Source organism: Streptomyces sp. NPDC056738, from assembly GCF_042790435.1.
Classification (GTDB): domain Bacteria; phylum Actinomycetota; class Actinomycetes; order Streptomycetales; family Streptomycetaceae; genus Streptomyces.
Genome location: NZ_JBHTZF010000007.1, coordinates 223,228 through 241,324, shown reverse-complemented (window position 1 = coordinate 241,324; position 18,097 = coordinate 223,228). Strand labels below are relative to the sequence as shown.

The following is an 18,097-nucleotide window of genomic DNA, read 5'->3' as shown; positions in this document are numbered from 1 at the left end:
GCGGGTCCGTCACCGCCGGTGACGCCCGCCCGGGGGAGCCGGGCGGGGCCTGTCCCGGGGCTGGCCCCGCCGGTTCCCGGCACAGCTCAGGGCATGTCGACCGGGGCCGGGGCCCTTCGAACGGCGCCGCGCCCCCGGAGGATCCGCGGCTCGCGGCTCACAGTTCCAGCAGCCAGCGTCCGCCGCCCATCAGGGAGCACAGCGACACTGCGTGGAAGAGGAAGAGCCACAGCCCAGCCGGTACGTGGGTCAGCCGCGAGAGCTGGTCGGCGTCGGAGTCGCCCGCGCCGCCGCGCCTCCGCTTGGCTTGGAGTTCGAAGGCCGGGCGGACGCCGCCGAGGAGCAGGAACCACACCACGGCGTACGCGAACGCGGCCTGTACCTGGGGTCCGGCGAGCCAGGACACCAGCAGGAAGGTGCCGCCGGTGAGGATCACGGTGAGCGCGCCGTACGCGTTGCGGATCATCACCAGCATGGCTATGAGCAGGGCCGTGGCCACCCACAGCAGCAGGGTGATGTGCCCGGCGCCGAGCAGCGCGGCGCCGCCGAGCCCGAGCAGCGGGGGAGCGGTGTAGCCCGCGGCCGCGGTGAGGATCATGCCGAGGCCGGTCGGCTTGCCGCGGCTGACCGTGAGGCCGCTGGTGTCGGAGTGCAGCCGGATACCGCTGAGGCTGCGCCCGGTGAGCAGGGCGACCAGGCCGTGGCCGCCCTCGTGGGCGATGGTGATGGCGTTGCGGGAGACCCGCCACACGGCGTGCGGGAGGATCGCCGCGAGGGCCGCGACCATGGTGGCGATCACGACCCACAGGTCGGGGTCCGGCTGGGTGCCGAACACCTCGTCCCACAGGGAGCTGAGCGAGGCCAGCGAGGTGGATGCGGTGCTGTCCATTGTCGGCGGTGGCTCCCTTTCGCGGCGCGGAATCTGGCAGTGTTGCACGTATGTGCGGACGGTATGCAGCCAGTCGTGGACCCGAGGATCTCGCAGCAACCTTTGAGGTCGAGAAGTGGGACCCCGAGGAGACCCTGGCGCCCGACTACAACGTGGCTCCGACCAAGGAGGTCTACGTCGTCCTCGACCGCCCTGTGAAGGACGCGGACAGCCCGAGACCGGTTCGCCAGCTCCGCAGGCTCAAGTGGGGACTGGTCCCGTCGTGGTCCAAGACGCCCGAGGGCGCCGCCCGGATGATCAACGCGCGCGCCGAGACGGTGCACGAGAAGCCCTCGTACCGCCGCGCCTTCAGCACCCGGCGCTGCGTCATCCCCGCCGACGGCTACTACGAATGGGTCACCGGCGGGGCGGAGCGCGAGCTGGAGGTCGAGGGCAGGAAGAAGCGGCCCCGCAAGCAGCCGTACTTCGTGACGCCGGCGGACGGTTCGGTCTTCGCGATGGCGGGACTGTACGAGTTCTGGCGCGACCGGACCCTGCCGGACGAGCACCCGCTGGCCTGGTGGGTGACCTGCTCGGTCATCACGACCGAGGCGGAGACGGCACCGCTCGCGGTGGGCCCCGCCGAGGGCCCGCGGGCCCTGGCCGACATCCACCCCCGGATGCCCCTGATGCTCACCCCCGACCGCTGGGACCACTGGCTCGACCCCGCCCGTACGGACCCGGACGAGCTCCGTGACCTGCTCGCGCCGCCGCCCACCGGGCTGATGCGCGCGTACCCCGTGTCCACCGCGGTCAGCAACGTCCGCAACAACGGCGCGGAGCTGCTGAAGGAGCTCGAAGGGCCCGAGGAGGGCACACTCTTCTGACGTGGCGAGGATCAGCGACGTGAGCGGGACCAGCGAGACCATCGAGACCGGTGCCGGTACGGCCCGGATCACCTGGCACGGGGCGGCGAAGGCGCGGCTCGTGCTGGCCGCGAGCCATGGCGCGGGCGGCGGCATCGAGGCCCGGGACCTGCGGGCCCTCGCGGAGGTGCTCCCCGCGCACGGGGTGAGCGTGGCGCTCGTCGAACAGCCCTGGCGGGTGGCCGGGAAGAAGGTGGCCCCCGCGCCGAAGACGCTGGACGTCGGATGGCGGGGGGTGTGGCCCGCGCTGGCGGAGCGGGGGCTGCCCGTGATCTCCGGAGGCCGCAGCGCGGGTGCCCGGGTCGCGTGCAGGACCGCGGTGGAGCTGGGCGCCGCCGCCGTGCTCGCCCTGAGCTTCCCCCTGCACCCGCCGGGCCGGCCGGAGAAGTCCCGCGCCGCCGAACTGCTCGGCGCCGGGGTGCCCACCCTCGTCGTCCAGGGCGGCAACGACCCGTTCGGCCGCCCGGAGGAGTTCCCGCAAGGCTCGTACGAGCTGGTCGAAGTGCCCTACGGAGATCACGGCTTCGCCGTCCCGAAGCGGGCTCCGCTCGGCGAGGAGGAGGCCCTGAAGATCATCACGGACGGTGTCGTGGGGTGGGCCGCGTCACTCGGGTGACGGCCGGGAATGCGGGGTGACGGACTTCTGTTGTGCGGATCAGACAGCACGCAGCGTGCTGCACCGTTCGTACGAGAGGAAGTCCGCCGCATGGGTTCGACCTTCTGCCCGAGCCGCAGCAGCCGCGCTGACCTGGACTGGACGGTGCTGCACGCGGGCAAGAACGCCCCGATTCGGGCGGCGGGCGGGCATGATGTTCGTCTATCCTCCGATTCCAGTGGGACCGGTCTCGGTCTCGCTACGTCGCTGGAGGAGGTGGGTCCGGTCACTGGGACCGACGCAGGGACCGAAAACGGCCAGGCGGAGCAGCCCGAGGGCCAGGGCACGAGCGACGCGACGGCGGAGACCTCCGCCGAGCGCACCGCGCGCTTCGAGCGGGACGCGCTCGAATTCCTCGACCAGATGTACTCGGCGGCCCTGCGTATGACACGCAATCCGGCCGACGCCGAGGACCTGGTGCAGGAGACGTACGCCAAGGCGTACGCGTCGTTCCACCAGTTCCGCGAGGGCACGAACCTCAAGGCGTGGCTGTACCGCATTCTCACCAACACCTTCATCAACTCGTACCGCAAGAAGCAGCGCGAACCCCAGCGCAGCGCGGCCGAGGAGATCGAGGACTGGCAGCTCGCGCGCGCCGAGTCGCACATGTCGACCGGCCTCCGTTCCGCCGAGTCGCAGGCGCTGGACCACCTGCCCGACTCCGACGTGAAGGAAGCGCTGCAGGCGATCCCCGAGGAATTCCGCATCGCCGTCTATCTCGCGGACGTAGAGGGCTTTGCGTACAAGGAGATCGCGGACATCATGGGGACACCCATCGGTACGGTGATGTCCCGGCTGCACCGGGGCCGTCGCCAACTGCGCGGCATGCTGGAGGACTACGCCCGTGACCGCGGGCTGGTCCCCGCCGGCGCCGGAGAGTCGAACGAAGCGAAAGGCTCGGGCTCATGAGCTGCGGAGAGCCGCACGAGACGGATTGCAGTGAGGTACTCGATCATCTGTACGAGTTCCTCGATCATGAGATGCCGGACGCGGACTGCACCAAGTTCGAGGTCCACTTCGAGGAGTGCTCTCCGTGCCTGGAGAAGTACGGCCTGGAGCAGGCCGTCAAGAAGCTGGTCAAGCGGTGCTGCGGCCATGACGACGTGCCCACCGACCTGCGGGCCAAGGTCATGGGACGCATCGATCTGATCCGCTCCGGACAGGCCGTGCCCGAGCACGACGTGACCGCGACGGCCCAGGAGTCCTGACCTCCGGCGGCCCTCCGTCGCGAGGGTCGCGCCGGCCGCGGCGAAAGTCTCCGGGCCCTCCGTTTATCACCCGAACGTGCTAATCCGCGGGCCTGGAGCCCGCGGATTCGTACATACCCGTCCCCGTCCTCTTCCTGCCGCCCTAGGCTCCGCCCTGACAACGGGGGAGGTACGGGGGAGGTTTCGGGGATGGGTTCGGTTCCGGCGTGGGCCCGTGCGTACGTGGCCGGTGTCGTCCTCCTGGCACTCGCCTGCCTGGCTCCCCTGCCGCAGGTGAGCGTGCCCTGGGAGATCGTCGCGCTGCTCGCCGTCCTGTACGCGGGCTGCGAGCGCCTCACCCTGCAGCTCCGGCCGCACGGAGCCGGCGCCCCCGGCGACACCACGCAGGGAATGGGCACCTTTCTCCCCGTGCTGCTGGCCGGCGCCTTCCTGCTGCCCGCGCCCGCCGCCGCCCTCGTCGCGCTGCCCGGGGCCCTGCTCGCCCGGATCGAACAGCGCCCGCGCGGCCCGCGCCGGATCTGGCGCGCCGCGCAGCTCACCCTCGCCGTCTGGGCCGCGTCCCGGACGTACGGGGCGCTCGGCGGCCGGAACGCGCTCGACACGCCCGACTTCCCGTACGCGCTCGTGCCCGCCGGGGCCGCCGTGCTCACCTTCTGCGCCGCGCTCACCGTGCTCGACGGCGGGATCCTCGCGCTGGCCGAACGCGCTCCGGTGCGCGGGGCCTGGCACGGACTCTTCGCGCGCTCGCTGGCCCCGGTCGCCGTGCACGGCCTCGCCGGACTGATGATGGCGGTGCTCTGGCGCAGCCCGTACGGACCTGTCGCCGCGCTCCTCGTCCTGCTGCCGATGTACGTCTCCTGCTGGGTCTTCGCCCAGTACCACCGTGAGCGGGCCGCCCACCAGGCCACCATCCGCGCCCTCGTCCAGGCCGTCGACATCAAGGACGGCTACACCCGCGGACACAGTGAGCGGGTCGGCCGGGCCTCCGTGATGATCGCCCGTGAGCTGGGCATGCACGACGAGCGGGTCGAGGTGCTGCGGTTCGCCGGCATCCTGCACGACGTCGGCAAACTCGGCGTCCCCACCCGGCTGTTGCGCAAGGACGGACCGCTGACACCCGAGGAGCGGCAGGTCATCGAACTGCACCCCGAGTACGGGCACGAGATGGTCCGCGGGATCGGGTTCCTCGGCGAGGCCCGCTCGGCGATCCTGCACCACCACGAGCGGCTGGACGGAAGCGGATATCCGTACGGTCTCGCGGGACCGCAGATCCCGGAGTTCGCCCGGGTGGTGGCCGTCGCCGACGCGTTCGACGCCATGACCTCGACCCGCTCCTACCGCAGGGCCCGCCCGGTCGGGGCGGCGCTCGACGAACTGGGGCGGTGCGCGGGGACGCAGTTCGACCCCCGGATGGTGGCGGCGCTGGTACGGGCCCTCGACCGGCACGGCTGGCATCCCGCGGTGACCGCGGACACCGCCCCGGCGGGCCTGCCCGGCCTGCCGCCGGCGCATCCGTCCGACACCGTCGGGAGGAGCGCGCCGTGAGCGCGACCGCCTCCCGGCAGGAGGCCCCCGCCCGCATCCCCCGTCCCGCGTCGGCGGGCGGAACCCCCGCCCTGCTCACCGCGGTGCGCGCCCTCGCCCTCGCCCTCAGCCTGCTCGCCCTCGGCGTCACCCTCTGGGAGGGCATCGACGAACGCGGCACGGCACTGGCCTTCGGCCTGCTCATAGCCGTCGGCGAGCTCGCCCGCTGGAGCGGGGCCGAACAGCGCGAGTCCGCGCCCCTCGGGGCCGCCGGAGCCCTCGCCTACGCGCTGCTCGGCGAGAACGCCGGGCACCGCACCGACCACGGCGTCCTCCAGGTCGTCGCCGTCGTGGTGGCGGCGGCGCTGATCGGCTGCGTCCCGCACGTGGCGCGGGGGGACGCGCCGACGCCCGACCATCTCGCCCGCCGCGTCCTGACCGTCGCCTTCGCCGCCGTCTGCTTCCAACCCCTCTACGACCGGGGCAGATTGCTGGAGTGGGGCGGCTCGGCCCAGGCCCTGCTGCTCGTCGCGCTGCTGGTCCTCACCACCCTGTGGGACGCCGTGCTCGCGGCGGCGACGGCCCACGCCCGGACCCGGTGGCCGTTCGGGCCGCTGCTGCGCGAGGAGCTGCGGGCCACCCTCGGGATCGGTTCGGCCGTGTGCGCGACCGGGGCCGTGATGGCGCTCGCGGTCGCGGTGGTCGGACTGTGGGCGCTGCCCGTCTTCTGCCTGCCGCTGCTGCTCACCCAGCTCTCCTTCCGGCGCTACGCGGCCGTGCGGGTCACCTACCGGCAGACGATCGCCTCCCTCGCGCGTGCGACCGAGATCGCCGGGTACACCCCGGCCGGGCACGCCCGCCGGGTCGCGGCCCTCAGCCGGGCCGTGGGCCGCGAGCTGGGCCTGTCCGAGCCCGACCTGACCGTCCTGGAGTACGCGGCGCTGATGCACGACATCGGGCAGCTCAGCCTGGTCGACCCCGTACCGGCGGGTGCCACGGCCGTGCTCCCGGCGGACGAGCAGCGGCGCATCGCGCTGCTCGGCGGTGCCGTCGTCCGGCAGACCGGGGTGGAGGCCGAGGTCGCCGTCGTGGTGGAGCGGCAGGCGGATCCGTACCGGGACCAGCCGGTCACCGCGCGCATCGTACGGACGGTGAACGCATACGAGGAGATGGCCCGGGCAGCAGGGCCCACAGGGCCGCTGACCGCGCTGGAGAAACTGCGGCTGGCCACCGCGCGCGACTACCAGCCCGAGGTCGTGGAGTCACTGGCCCGGGTCCTGTCCCGGGCCGGTCTGACCTTGCCCAGGGCTGGGTAACCCATGGGTAATGAGCGGCCGTCCGAAGGTACGTGGTTGGATGCGAGGGAGAGGGTGTCAGGGGGCGCCGGCCGGCCCGGGGCTGCACTGCCTCCCAGGGACTCTTCGAGGCACCGGCAGGCGGGCAACGCAAGAAACTGGCAGGCGGGAATCGTGAGGATCTTCGGCAAGGGACGACACCGGCCCTCCGCCTCATGGCGGCAGGCCACCGACCGTGCGTTCACGCTGATCGGCGACGGCCGGTACGAGGACGCGGGGGCGCTGCTGACACGTGCCGCGGACCTGGAGCCCTGGCTGTCCGAGTCCTGGTTCAACCTGGCCCTGCTGCACAAGTTCCGGCACGACTGGGAGCAGGCGCGGGCCGCGGGCCTGCGGGCCGTCGCCCTGCTCGACCGGGAGACCGGCGCACCCGACTGGTGGAACGTGGGGATCGCGGCCACCGCCCTGCAGGACTGGCCGCTGGCCCGGCGTTCCTGGCAGGCGTACGGGCTGCGCGTGCCCGGCGGCGCGGCCGTCTCCGGCGAACCCATGGGCATGGACCTCGGCAGCGCGGCCGTGCGGCTGTCGCCGGAGGGCGAGGCCGAGGTGGTGTGGGGGCGCCGGCTGGACCCCGCCCGCGTCGAGGTGCTGTCGATCCCGCTGCCGTCCTCCGGACGCCGCTGGGGCGAGGTCGTGCTGCACGACGGCGTTCCGCACGGCGAGCGGACCACCGCCGCCGGGCACGCCTACCCGGTCTTCGACGAGATCGAGCTGTGGGCGCCCTCGCCGGTGCCGACCTGGGTCGTCCTCCTGGAGGCGGCCACCGAGGAGGACCGGGACGCGCTGGAGCGGCTCGCCGCCGACGCCGGCTTCGCCGCGGAGGACTGGTCCTCGTCCGTACGGCTGCTGTGCCGGATGTGCTCCGAGTCCCGCATGCCCTCCGACGAGGGCGACGAGGAACACCTCGACCCGCACGACCACAGCGAGCCGGGGCATCCCGGTCCGCTCGGCCATCGCACCGACGGCCAGCTCTGGGTGCCCGAGCGGGAGTGCGGTCTCGCGGCACCGGCCTCGCTGGTGCGCGGCCTGCTCGACGGCTGGGTCGCCGACAGTCCGGACTCCCGCGACTGGCGGGATCTGGAAGAGGTCTGCTGAGCGCACCTTTAGGCTTAGTCGCAGAAAATCCCAAGGTCTGAGGAAGGCGTACGTCGTCATGGCGCAGCAGGACACCGATCAGCAGCACGTGGGCGTGCTCCCCGTGGACGACGACGGCTTCGTCATCGACACCGAGGACGCCGAGGAGCGCGAGACCGCCCACCGCGAGCGCGGCACCTCGCGTCCGATCACGGTGGTCGGGAACCCGGTGCTGCACAAGGAGTGCAAGGACGTCACCGAGTTCGGGGACGATCTGGACCAGTTGGTCGCCGACATGTTCGCGAGCCAGCGCACCGCCGAGGGCGTGGGCCTGGCCGCCAATCAGATCGGCGTCGACCTGAAGGTCTTCGTCTACGACTGCCAGGACGACCAGGGAGTGCGGCACGTCGGCGTGGTCTGCAACCCGAAGCTCGTCGACCTGCCGGCCGACCAGCGCCAGCTCGACGAGAGCAACGAGGGCTGCCTGTCCGTGCCGACCGCCTACGCGCCGCTCGCCCGCCCGGACTACGCCGAGGTCACCGGGCAGGACGAGAAGGGCAACCCGATCCGGGTGCGCGGTACGGGCTACTTCGCGCGCTGCCTCCAGCACGAGACGGACCACCTGTACGGCTACCTGTACATCGACCGCCTCTCCAAGCGCGACCGCAAGGACGCGCTGCGGCAGATGGCCGAGAACGAGCCGCGCTACGCGACCGTGGCGAACGACTGAGCCTCGGCTCGGCGGGCGCCCCGCGCCCCTGTGACATAAATTGACCGGCGTGACGCGCGGTCTCTCGTGGGTCCACTCGAACGGTGCCTGGACAGGTGATCCTCCTGACCAGGCACCGTTCGCATGTACGTCGTATGTTCGATCCCTTGTGCTCCTTCAGTGATCCAGATTCAGTCACACAAGGGGAGATTCTCGGCATGGTCGCGTAGTCAGTGGGCCAAATCCGTTCCCAGAACGGTCAGTTGTGGTGCTGAATAGGAAGTGCGGGGATACGCAACGGCGTGCGCGCCCGGCACAGCGGGAGGGGGCGTGACGTCAACAGGCGGCTGAGAGGGGTTTGTTCGTGCGTGCTTTCTCATACGGCTCTCCATCGACAGCGCTAGCGGTGCCACCGGCGCTCTATCTCCCGGTGATCGAGTCCGGGTTTCCCCGTCAACTGCACCCGTATTGGCCGAGGCTCCAGGAGAACACCAGGACCTGGCTGCTCGAAAAACGGCTGATGCCGGCGGACAAGGTCGAGGAGTATGCCGACGGCCTGTGCTACACGGACCTCATGGCGGGCTACTACATAGGCGCCCCCGACGAGGTCCTGCAGGCGATAGCGGACTACAGCGCGTGGTTCTTCGTCTGGGACGACCGGCACGACCGTGACGTCGTCCACGGCCGCGCGAACGCCTGGCGGAAGCTCAGGATCAGGCTCCACGCGGCCCTCGACACCCCCAGAGACCATCTGCACCACCAGGATCCCCTGGTGGCGGGGTTCGCCGACAGCATGGTGCGGCTGTACTCGTTCCTCGGCGAGCACTGGAACAAACGGTTCGCACGTGACTTCCACGCGGTGATCGACGCGTACGACCGGGAGTTCCGGAACCGGACCTCCGGCACCGTTCCCACGGTCTCGGAATACCTGGAACTCCGCCGGCTCACTTTCGCGCACCGCATCTGGACCGACCTCCTGGAACCGAGTGCGGGATGTGAACTCCCCGCCGAAGTGCGGCGGCATCCGGCATTCCGGCGGGCGGCACTGCTCAGCCAGGAATTCGCCGCCTGGTACAACGATCTGTGTTCGCTCCCCAAAGAAATAGCGGGCGACGAGGTCCACAATCTCGGGATCAGTCTCATTCACCATGAGGGGCTGACGCTCGAAGAAGCCGTCATCGAAGTGAGGCGACGGGTCGAGGAATGCGTGGAACAATTCCTCGACGCCGAGAAGGACGTCTCACGCCTCGCCGCATTACTCGACGACGGCACGGTCCGGGGAAAAGAGACGAGCATCGCCGTCAGAGCGTGCCTCGGAAACATGCGGAACTGGTTCAGCTCCGTGTACTGGTTCCACCACGAGTCGGGCCGGTACATGGTCGACAACTGGGACGACCGCTCCACACCCCCGTACGTCAACAATGAAGCGGCAGGTGAGAAATGACCGTCGACGCGGTACGACCCGAGGCGCCCGAGGTGGGGGAGCCGTCGGTCCCGCCCCTCGCCGGTGGTGGGCTGCCCGTCCTCGGGCACGGCTGGAAACTGGCCCGCGACCCGCTGGGCTTCCTCGCCCGGCTGCGCGACCACGGTGACGTCGTGCGGCTCAGGATGGGACCCAAGACGGTGTACGCCGTCACCACCCCCGCGCTCACCGGCGCGCTGGCGCTCAGCCCCGACTACGAGATAGGCGGCCCCCTGTGGGAGTCGCTCGAAGGGCTGCTGGGCAAGCAGGGCGTCGCCACGGCCAACGGGGCGCTGCACCGGCGCCAGCGCCGGACCATCCAGCCCGCGTTCCGGGCCGACATCATCCCCGAGTACGGCCCGATCATGGAGGAGGAGTCGAAGGCCTTCGCGGAGCGCTGGGAGAGCGGAGCGGCGGTCGACTGCACCTCCGAGTCGTTCCGTGTCGCGGTCCGTGTCGCCGCCCGCTGTCTGCTGCGCGGGCAGTTCATGGACGAGCGCGCGGAGCGGCTGAGCGTCGCGCTCGCCACCGTGTTCCGCGGCATGTACCGCCGCATGGTGATACCCGCGGGACCGCTCTACCGGCTCCCGCTCCCCTCGATACGCGCATTCGACCGCGCATTGGCCGATCTGCACGCGCTTGTCGACGAGATCATCGACGAGCGGCGGGCATCTGGTCAAAAGCCGGACGATTTGCTGACGGCATTGCTGGAAGCGAAGAACGACGACGGCGACCCCATAGACGAACAGGAGATCCACGACCAAGTCGTCGCGATACTGACCCCCGGCAGCGAAACCATCGCATCCACGATCATGTGGTTGCTTCAAGTGTTGACGGAACATCCGGAACAGGCGGACAAAGTGGCCGCAGAGGTCCGGTCCGTCGCAGGAGACCGGCCCGTCGGATTCGCCGACGTCCGGAAGCTGTCGCACACGAACAATGTCGTCGTCGAGGCGATGCGTTTACGCCCCGCCGTATGGATATTGACGCGGCGCGCGGTGGCCGAAACAGAGCTGGGCGGCTATCGGATTCCGGCCGGTGCCGACATCGTCTACAGCCCGTACGCGATCCAGCGCGACCCCCGGTCGTACCAGGAGCATCTGGATTTCGATCCCGACCGCTGGCTTCCGGAACGTTCCAAGGACATCCCGAAGTACGCGATGCGCCCCTTCAGCGTGGGCAACCGCAAGTGCCCGAGCGACCATTTCTCGATGGCACTGCTCTCCCTGGTCACCGCGACCCTGGCGTCCCGGTGGCGCTTCGAAGCGGTGCCCGGGTCCAGCGACACGACCCGCGTCGGCATCACGCTGCGTCCCCATGACCTGCGGCTGAGGGCCCGGCCGCGCCAGGTGGACCCGGCCTAGGCCGTCGGGGGGCCGGTCACCGGCCCTCGGAGCGCCGCGGCGCGCGTCCGGACCAGGCCCTCGGGCCACCGGACGTGCGCCGCGGCGGTCTCACGCCTTCGGTACGACGACGGTGACCGTCCATTCCTGGAGGCCCTTGCAGGACATGCGCGCCGGATCGCTCGGGCACCTCGGGCGGGACGAGGCCAGCGTGACCGTTCCCTCCGAGACGGCCCGGTAGGCGGCGGACGCGTCACCCGGCTGGAGGACGATCCCGCCGTTGGTGGCCGTCAGGGCGCCGCCCTCGCTCTTGACGGGTTTCCAGGGCCGGCTGGTGGTGCCGTCCAGCAGGACCCGGATCGTGTCGCCGGGGGCCAGACAGTACGTATGGCCCGTGTCGGCGGCGCCGAGCTGTGCCTTGGCCTTCGCGCAGGCCGGACCAGAAGGGGTCGGTGACGGCGAGACGGGCCCTTCGGACGGGGACGGGGACGGGGACGGGGACGGGGACACGGTGCCGCCGGTCGGGGACGGCGCGACGGTGCCGTCGGCGCCCGTGCCGCCGGTGCCCTGGGTGCCGCAGCCCGCCAGCAGCAGGGCCAGGGCGGCGAGGGCGATGGTCCGGGTGTGAGTCGTTCGACGCATGGGGTGGCCTCCTCGGGGGTTGGACGTGCCACCGGTGGATCAGGATCCCTCCCCGGGCACGACAGGGCCCCGGCCGCCTCGGCGACCGGGGCCCCGGCATGGCTCAGCCGGTCGTGACCGCGGTGTCGTCCACGACGAAGCTGGTCTGGAGCGAGGAGTCCTCGACGCCGCTGAACTTCAGCGTGACGGTCGAACCGGCGAAGGAGGACAGGTCGAAGCTCTTCTGGGTGTACCCGGAAGCCTTGTTCAGGTTGGAGTAGGTCGCGAGCGTGGTGGAGCCCGCGGTGACGGTGAGCTTGTCGTAGGCCGTGCTCGTGCTGGTCTCGGCCGTGTCGACGTGCAGGTAGAAGGTGAACGTGGCCTTGCAGCCGGAGGGGACGGTCACCGACTGGGACAGCGTGTCGGTGTGGGTCGAGCCGTATCCGTCGAGCCAGGCGTCGTACGAGCCGGCGTGCGTGGCCTCGCCGGTGTCGTTGGTGATGACCCCGCTGGTCTCGCTCCACACGGTGGCGCCCGACTCGAAGCCCTGGTTGCCGAGGAGCTGCGCCGAGGTGCACGTGCCGCCGCCCGAGGTGCTGACGGTCCAGGTGAAGGAGGCCGAACCAGAGGCGCCCGTGCTGTCCTTCGCCGTGACGGTGACCGCGTAGGTGCCCGCGGTGCTCGCGGTGCCGGAGATCAGACCGGTCGAGCCGATCGACAGGCCGGTCGGCAGCCCGGTCGCGCTGTAGGTGAGGGTCGCGCCCGCGCTGTCACTGGCCGAGATCTGCAGGCTCGCCGCGCTGCCCGTGGCCGTGGACTGGCTGCCCGGGTTGGTGACGGTCACGGTGTTGCCGGTGCTGGTGCCCGAGGTGAAGGCGGCGGTGCCGTTGGGGGTGCCCCAGCCGGTCGGGCCGTCGTAGCCGGTGCCCGCGGTGCAGAAGTACGAGGTGGAGCAGGAGCCGTTGTTGCCGCTGGTCACGTCGTACAGGTTCGAGGTGTGGGAGTAGGGGTACTTCGCCGGGTAGTCGGCGGAGCCGGGGGTGCCGGCCAGCGCGTACACGCCCGCGATGATGGGCGCGGAGGCGCTGGTGCCGCCGTAGACCGCCCAGCCGGAGCCGCCGTAGGTGTCGTAGACCGCCACGCCCGTGGCCGGGTCGGCCACGGCGGAGACGTCGGACTCCATGCGCTTGCTGCAGCCGGTGTCGGTCTGCCAGGACGGCTTGGCGTCGTAGGCGGAGCAGCCGGAGCCGGTGCCCTCGGTGCTGCTGGTCTTCCACACCGACTCGGTCCAGCCGCGGCTGTTGGAGGAGGTGCTCAGCGCGGTGCCGCCGACGGCGGTCACGTACTGGGAGGTCGCCGGGTACTCGGCGCCGTAGGCCTCGTCGCCGGAGGAGACGGTGATCGCGACGCCCGGGTGCTTGAAGTACGAGGTGTCCTCGCCGGTCTGCGAGGAGGACTCGGAGCCGCCCCAGCTGTTGGAGACGAACTTCGCGCCGAGCGCGACCGCCTCGTTCTCCGCGGCGCCGAGGTCGGAGTCGTTCGCGGAGTTCGCCTCGACGAGGATGATGCTGCAGTTCGGGCAGACGGCGCTGACCATGTCGATGTCGAGCGCCTCCTCACCCGCCCAGCCGGTGTCGTTCGTGGGCAGTGAGGTCGTCGAACCGGTCTGGCCGACCTGCTTGAAGCAGCCGTTGGCCTTGGTGCAGGCGGACAGGCCGAACTGGGAGCGGTAGGTGGCCAGGTCGGCGGCCGCGTTGGGGTCGTTGTACGCGTCGACCACGGCGACCGTCATGCCGGAGCCGCCCGTCGAGGGCAGGTTGTAGGCGCTGTGCAGGTTGGCCGGGCTGAGGCCGGACACCGCGGCGGCGGCGTCGGGGGAGACCTGGGCCGCGAGCTTCTGGGCTATGTCGGTGCGCCGCTGGGCGAAGCACGACATCCGGCCGGGCCGTGACGCCTCGGCGCACAGGTGCTCGGTCGCGACCTTCTGGCCGGCCCTGCCGGTCGCGTGGACCGTCTGCCGGGAGGGGTCGGTGAGGGCCCGGGCGTTCTGGGTGGTGCGCGACACGTGGGGGGCCGGTGCGGGCCGGGCGTCGGCGGGAGGGGCCGCGGCGAACCCGGCGACGCCGAGGGCCAGGGCGGGGAGGGCGGCGGTGAGCAGTCTTCGCAGGCTCCGGGCGGGTCTGCCGGAGGGGGTGGGGCGCTGGGAACGCATGGGGGTGTCGCCTCCATCGGTTCGAGGCCGGTGCCGCTCGGGCCCAGGTGGGGCCGTTCGTGGCGCCATGGCCGGAAGTGGGGTTCTCGGCGCTCTGAAACGGCAGCCTGTGACGCGCGTAGCACGAGCAGGGAGAGGTGCGTCATGGGCATGCCAAATCAGTCGTCCCGGTGTGCCGCGGTGCGTGGCGTGACGGGACGGCCAGAACGTAACCGGGGGGAGAGACGCGCGAACAGCCGTGCCGGAAGAACTTTGCCGCTCCATGGACGGGGATTGGCACGGCGATTGGAGGTGCGGGGGCAGTACGTGACGAAAGCCGGGCCGCAACAGGCGGCCCGGCTCTCATCAGTGACGAACGGTCAGAACTCCCCGAAGGCCAGAACTCCTCGAAGGCCAGAACTCCTCGAAGGTCAGAACGTCCCGACGATCAGAGCTCCCCGGCGATCAGAAGTCCTCGTCGAAGTCGACGCTGCCCTCCACCGCGACCTGGTACGCGGACGGCCGGCGCTCGAAGAAGTTGGTCAGCTCCTGGACACCCTGGAGCTCCATGAAGGAGAACGGGTTCTCGGAGCCGTACACCGGCGCGAAGCCCAGCCGCTGGAGGCGCTGGTCCGCCACGCACTCCAGGTACTGCCGCATCGACTCGGTGTTCATGCCCGGCAGGCCCTCGCCGCACAGGTCACGGCCGAACTGCAGCTCCGCCTCGACGGCCTCGCGCAGCATGTCCGTCACCTGCTCCTGGAGCAGGTCGTCGAAGAGGTCCGGCTCCTCCTTGCGGACGGTGTCGACCACCTCGAAGGCGAAGCTCATGTGCATCGTCTCGTCGCGGAACACCCAGTTGGTGCCGGTCGCCAGGCCGTGCAGCAGACCCCGGCTGCGGAACCAGTACACGTACGCGAAGGCCCCGTAGAAGAAGAGCCCCTCGATGCACGCGGCGAAGCAGATCAGGTTCAGCAGGAAGCGCCGGCGGTCCGCCTTGGTCTCCAGCCGCTCCAGCTTCTCCACCGAGTCCATCCACTTGAAGCAGAACTGCGCCTTCTCGCGGATGGAGGGGATGTTCTCGACCGCGTCGAAGGCCGCCGAGCGGTCCTCGGGGTCGGGCAGGTAGGTGTCGAGCAGCGTCAGATAGAACTGGACGTGCACGGCCTCCTCGAAGAGCTGACGGCTCAGGTACAGCCGCGCCTCGGGGGAGTTGATGTGCTTGTACAGCGTCAGCACCAGGTTGTTCGCCACGATCGAGTCGCCCGTCGCGAAGAACGCGACCAGCCGGCCGATCATGTGCTGCTCACCCGGCGTCAGCTTCGCGAGGTCGGCGACGTCCGAGTGGAGGTCGACCTCCTCGACGGTCCAGGTGTTCTTGATCGCGTCCCGGTAGCGCTCGTAGAAGTCCGGGTAGCGCATGGGACGCAGGGTGAGTTCGAAGCCCGGGTCGAGCAGATTCTTCTCGGTTGAGCTCATTACTGGCAGGCCTCGCAGGACTCGGGGTTCTCAAGGGAGCAGGCGACGGCGTCGGGGTCGGCCGCCTGCTGGACGGGGATCGTGGTCTCGGGCCGCGCCTGGGCCTGGGCCGCGCGGGCGATGCGCGTCGCGGGCCGGGACCGCAGGTAGTACGTCGTCTTCAGGCCCGACTTCCAGGCGTAGGAGTACATCGAGGAGAGCTTGCCGATGGTCGGCGTCTCCAGGAACAGGTTCAGCGACTGGGCCTGGTCCAGGAACGGGGTCCGGGCCGCCGCCATGTCGATCAGGCCGCGCTGCGGGATCTCCCACGCCGTGCGGTACAGGTCGCGGACGTCCTGCGGGACCCAGGTGAAGCCCTGCACCGAGCCGCTGGACTCGCGCAGCGCCTCACGGGTCTGCGCGTCCCACACGCCCAGCTTCTTCAGCTCGTCCACCAGATAGGAGTTGACCTGGAGGAACTCGCCGGAGAGCGTCTCGCGCTTGAACAGGTTCGACACCTGCGGCTCGATGCACTCGTACACGCCCGCGATCGAGGCGATGGTGGCGGTCGGAGCGATGGCGAGCAGCAGCGAGTTGCGCATGCCGACCTCCGCGATCCGCTGCCGCAGGGCCGCCCAGCGCTCCGGCCAGTTCAGCTCGACGTCGAAGTGGTCCGGGTGCAGCACGCCGCGGGCGGTACGGGTCTTCTCCCAGGCCGGGAGCGGTCCGTTGCGCTCGGCGAGGTCCGCGGAGGCCTCGTACGAGGCGAGCATGATCCGCTCGGCGATCCGGGTGGACAGCGCGCGGGCCTCGGGCGAGTCGAACGGGATCCGCAGCTTGAAGAAGACGTCCTGCAGGCCCATCGCGCCGAGACCGACCGGACGCCACTTGGCGTTGGAGCGGCCCGCCTGCTCGGTGGGGTAGAAGTTGATGTCCACCACGCGGTCGAGGAAGGTCACCGCGGTGCGCACGGTCTCGTCGAGCCGCTCCCAGTCGATGTCACCGCCGGTCACGAACGCGCCGAGGTTGACCGAGCCCAGGTTGCAGACCGCCGTCTCCCCGTCGTCCGTGACCTCCAGGATCTCGGTGCACAGGTTCGAGGAGTGGACCGTGTGGCCCGGCTCCGCCGTCTGGTTGGCGGTCCGGTTGGCGGCGTCCTTGAAGGTCATCCAGCCGTTGCCGGTCTGCGCGAGGGTGCGCATCATGCGGCCGTAGAGGTCGCGGGCCGGGATGGTCTTCCGGGCGAGCCCGGCCTCCTCGGCCTTGCGGTAGGCCGCGTCGAACTCGTCGCCCCACAGGTCGACCAGTTCCGGCACGTCGGCGGGGGAGAACAGCGACCAGACGCCGTCCTCGTTCACCCGGCGCATGAACTCGTCCGGGATCCAGTGCGCGAGGTTCAGGTTGTGCGTACGCCGGGCGTCCTCACCGGTGTTGTCGCGCAGCTCCAGGAACTCCTCGATGTCGGAGTGCCAGGTCTCCAGGTAGACCGCGGCCGCTCCCTTGCGCCGGCCGCCCTGGTTCACCGCGGCGACCGAGGCGTCGAGCGTCTTCAGGAACGGGACGATGCCGTTGGAGTGCCCGTTGGTGCCGCGGATCAGCGAACCGCGGCTGCGGATGCGGGAGTAGGACAGTCCGATGCCGCCCGCGTGCTTCGACAGCCGCGCCACCTGGTGGTAGCGGTCGTAGATGGAGTCCAGCTCGTCCAGCGGCGAGTCGAGGAGGTAGCAGGACGACATCTGGGGGTGCCGCGTACCGGAGTTGAAGAGCGTGGGGGAGGAGGGGAGGTAGTCGAGGCGGCTCATGAGCCGGTAGAGCGCGGCGACTTCCTCCACGGAGCGGACGGTGTCGTCCTCCGCGAGACCGGAGGCCACCCGCAGCATGAAGTGCTGGGGCCTCTCGACGACCTTGCGGGTGATCGGGTGCCGGAGCAGATAGCGGCTGTGCAGCGTGCGCAGCCCGAAGTAGCCGAACCGGTCGTCGCCCTCGGCGTCGATCAGCGCGTCGAGGCGGTCCGTGTGCAGCCGCACGAACGCGGCCGTACGGTCGGCGATCAGGCCCTCGTGGTGGCCGACGGCGACCGACTCGGAGAAGGTGGTGACGCCCTGGGAGGCGGCCTCGGCGGCGATGGTGATCGCGAGCAGCCGGGCGGCCAGCCGGGAGTAGGCGGGGTCCTCGGAGATGAGACCCGCGGCCGCCTCGGTGGCCAGTTCGCGCAGCTCGGCCTCGTCGGCGCGGGCGGACCGGCCGCGCAGCGCCGCCGCGGCGACCCGGCCGGGGTCGGCGTCGGGGAGGTCGGCGGTCAGATCCGTCAGGGTCCGCAGCAGCGCGGTCCCGGGACCGTCGGTCTCCACCGGGGCCTGCTGCGCGGTCACTGAAGCCGGATCGGCTGGCGCGATGGTCACGTGGGGCTCTCCTCGCTCGGCACGGGGCCTTACGGGGGGCACGGGGCACACGGGAGCGCTTTCGGGCAGCAGCGCTCCGCGTCCACCGGCCCATTCCGCGAGGCCCGGACGTCGTCGGCACCCGGGCCGGTCGGCCGGGGCGCGCTGTCGGCAGGTCCTCGGACTGACGCGAGTACGGGCACACGCAGACGCGAACACGCACAAGTACACCGTTGCGGGACAGTTCCGGATTCGCACCGGATTCCCCTGCGGCGACAGCGACCATGAGCATACATCTTGTGCCGGGCTTCGGGACTACCCC

At 70.8% G+C, this 18,097-nt stretch carries 15 protein-coding genes and 1 riboswitch; of the genes, 10 read left to right on the top strand and 5 right to left on the bottom strand.

Annotation, left to right across the window (positions count from 1 at the left end):
- Window positions 1–157: 157 nt before the first annotated feature.
- Window positions 158–889, bottom strand: a complete 732-nt coding sequence (locus ACFRIC_RS20430) for a M50 family metallopeptidase (protein ID WP_382787598.1) — start codon at window positions 887–889, stop codon at window positions 158–160.
- Between the two features lie 50 nt (window positions 890–939).
- Here ACFRIC_RS20430 and ACFRIC_RS20425 point away from each other — a divergent pair, with 50 nt between their 5' ends.
- The 10 genes from ACFRIC_RS20425 to ACFRIC_RS20380 all read left to right on the top strand — a co-directional run bounded on the left by ACFRIC_RS20425 (window position 940) and on the right by ACFRIC_RS20380 (window position 11,145).
- On the top strand, window positions 940–1,755 hold the full coding sequence (locus ACFRIC_RS20425; RefSeq protein ID WP_382787596.1) for an SOS response-associated peptidase: 816 nt from the start codon (window positions 940–942) through the stop codon (window positions 1,753–1,755).
- A gap of 19 nt (window positions 1,756–1,774) precedes the next feature.
- Window positions 1,775–2,410 (top strand): alpha/beta family hydrolase, encoded by a 636-nt coding sequence (locus ACFRIC_RS20420; protein ID WP_382787594.1) that lies wholly within the window; start codon window positions 1,775–1,777, stop codon window positions 2,408–2,410.
- 255 nt (window positions 2,411–2,665) lie between these two features.
- Entirely contained in the window at window positions 2,666–3,358 is a 693-nt protein-coding gene (gene sigR / locus ACFRIC_RS20415) for an RNA polymerase sigma factor SigR (protein ID WP_326790805.1), read from the top strand.
- On the top strand, window positions 3,355–3,657 hold the full coding sequence (gene rsrA, locus ACFRIC_RS20410) for a mycothiol system anti-sigma-R factor (RefSeq protein ID WP_328448430.1): 303 nt from the start codon (window positions 3,355–3,357) through the stop codon (window positions 3,655–3,657). The genes sigR and rsrA overlap by 4 nt, the downstream gene beginning before the upstream one ends.
- A gap of 189 nt (window positions 3,658–3,846) precedes the next feature.
- The gene (locus tag ACFRIC_RS20405) at window positions 3,847–5,202 is read left to right on the top strand and encodes an HD-GYP domain-containing protein (protein ID WP_382787591.1); all 1,356 of its coding nucleotides are present in this window, start codon (window positions 3,847–3,849) and stop codon (window positions 5,200–5,202) included.
- A 71-nt stretch (window positions 5,203–5,273) separates the two neighbouring features.
- The gene (locus ACFRIC_RS20400) at window positions 5,274–6,497 is read left to right on the top strand and encodes an HD-GYP domain-containing protein (protein WP_382788046.1); all 1,224 of its coding nucleotides are present in this window, start codon (window positions 5,274–5,276) and stop codon (window positions 6,495–6,497) included.
- A gap of 153 nt (window positions 6,498–6,650) precedes the next feature.
- Window positions 6,651–7,631, top strand: coding sequence for a tetratricopeptide repeat protein (locus ACFRIC_RS20395; protein ID WP_382787589.1), 981 nt, complete (start codon window positions 6,651–6,653; stop codon window positions 7,629–7,631).
- A 58-nt stretch (window positions 7,632–7,689) separates the two neighbouring features.
- The gene (gene def / locus ACFRIC_RS20390; RefSeq protein ID WP_382787587.1) at window positions 7,690–8,340 is read left to right on the top strand and encodes a peptide deformylase; all 651 of its coding nucleotides are present in this window, start codon (window positions 7,690–7,692) and stop codon (window positions 8,338–8,340) included.
- Between the two features lie 343 nt (window positions 8,341–8,683).
- A complete protein-coding gene (gene cyc1 / locus ACFRIC_RS20385; RefSeq protein ID WP_382787585.1) occupies window positions 8,684–9,763 on the top strand; it encodes an epi-isozizaene synthase in 1,080 nt (359 codons plus the stop codon).
- On the top strand, window positions 9,760–11,145 hold the full coding sequence (locus tag ACFRIC_RS20380) for a cytochrome P450 (RefSeq protein WP_382787583.1): 1,386 nt from the start codon (window positions 9,760–9,762) through the stop codon (window positions 11,143–11,145). The genes cyc1 and ACFRIC_RS20380 overlap by 4 nt, the downstream gene beginning before the upstream one ends.
- 90 nt (window positions 11,146–11,235) lie before the next feature.
- Here the strand turns inward: ACFRIC_RS20380 and ACFRIC_RS20375 are convergent, their stop codons facing one another.
- The 4 genes from ACFRIC_RS20375 to ACFRIC_RS20360 all read right to left on the bottom strand — a co-directional run bounded on the left by ACFRIC_RS20375 (window position 11,236) and on the right by ACFRIC_RS20360 (window position 17,796).
- Window positions 11,236–11,766, bottom strand: coding sequence for a hypothetical protein (locus ACFRIC_RS20375; protein ID WP_382787581.1), 531 nt, complete (start codon window positions 11,764–11,766; stop codon window positions 11,236–11,238).
- 103 nt (window positions 11,767–11,869) lie between these two features.
- Entirely contained in the window at window positions 11,870–13,957 is a 2,088-nt protein-coding gene (locus ACFRIC_RS20370; RefSeq protein WP_382787579.1) for a putative Ig domain-containing protein, read from the bottom strand.
- A gap of 444 nt (window positions 13,958–14,401) precedes the next feature.
- Window positions 14,402–15,415, bottom strand: coding sequence for a ribonucleotide-diphosphate reductase subunit beta (locus tag ACFRIC_RS20365; RefSeq protein ID WP_382787577.1), 1,014 nt, complete (start codon window positions 15,413–15,415; stop codon window positions 14,402–14,404).
- Window positions 15,415–17,796, bottom strand: a complete 2,382-nt coding sequence (locus tag ACFRIC_RS20360) for a ribonucleoside-diphosphate reductase subunit alpha (RefSeq protein WP_382787575.1) — start codon at window positions 17,794–17,796, stop codon at window positions 15,415–15,417. Before ACFRIC_RS20360 ends, ACFRIC_RS20365 begins: the two co-directional genes overlap by 1 nt.
- A gap of 131 nt (window positions 17,797–17,927) precedes the next feature.
- Window positions 17,928–18,077, bottom strand: a riboswitch (cobalamin riboswitch).
- Between the last annotated feature and the right edge of the window lie 20 nt (window positions 18,078–18,097).

Excerpts from the sequence above, each read along its gene's own strand:
- ACFRIC_RS20430 (WP_382787598.1), bottom strand. The coding sequence starts at position 889 with ATGGACAGCACCGCATCCACCTCGCTGGCCTCGCTCAGCTCCCTGTGG.
- ACFRIC_RS20425 (WP_382787596.1), top strand. The coding sequence starts at position 940 with ATGTGCGGACGGTATGCAGCCAGTCGTGGACCCGAGGATCTCGCAGCA.
- rsrA (WP_328448430.1), top strand. The coding sequence starts at position 3,355 with ATGAGCTGCGGAGAGCCGCACGAGACGGATTGCAGTGAGGTACTCGAT.
- ACFRIC_RS20405 (WP_382787591.1), top strand. The coding sequence starts at position 3,847 with ATGGGTTCGGTTCCGGCGTGGGCCCGTGCGTACGTGGCCGGTGTCGTC.
- def (WP_382787587.1), top strand. The coding sequence starts at position 7,690 with ATGGCGCAGCAGGACACCGATCAGCAGCACGTGGGCGTGCTCCCCGTG.
- ACFRIC_RS20380 (WP_382787583.1), top strand. The coding sequence starts at position 9,760 with ATGACCGTCGACGCGGTACGACCCGAGGCGCCCGAGGTGGGGGAGCCG.
- ACFRIC_RS20375 (WP_382787581.1), bottom strand. The coding sequence starts at position 11,766 with ATGCGTCGAACGACTCACACCCGGACCATCGCCCTCGCCGCCCTGGCC.
- ACFRIC_RS20370 (WP_382787579.1), bottom strand. The coding sequence starts at position 13,957 with ATGCGTTCCCAGCGCCCCACCCCCTCCGGCAGACCCGCCCGGAGCCTG.
- ACFRIC_RS20365 (WP_382787577.1), bottom strand. The coding sequence starts at position 15,415 with ATGAGCTCAACCGAGAAGAATCTGCTCGACCCGGGCTTCGAACTCACC.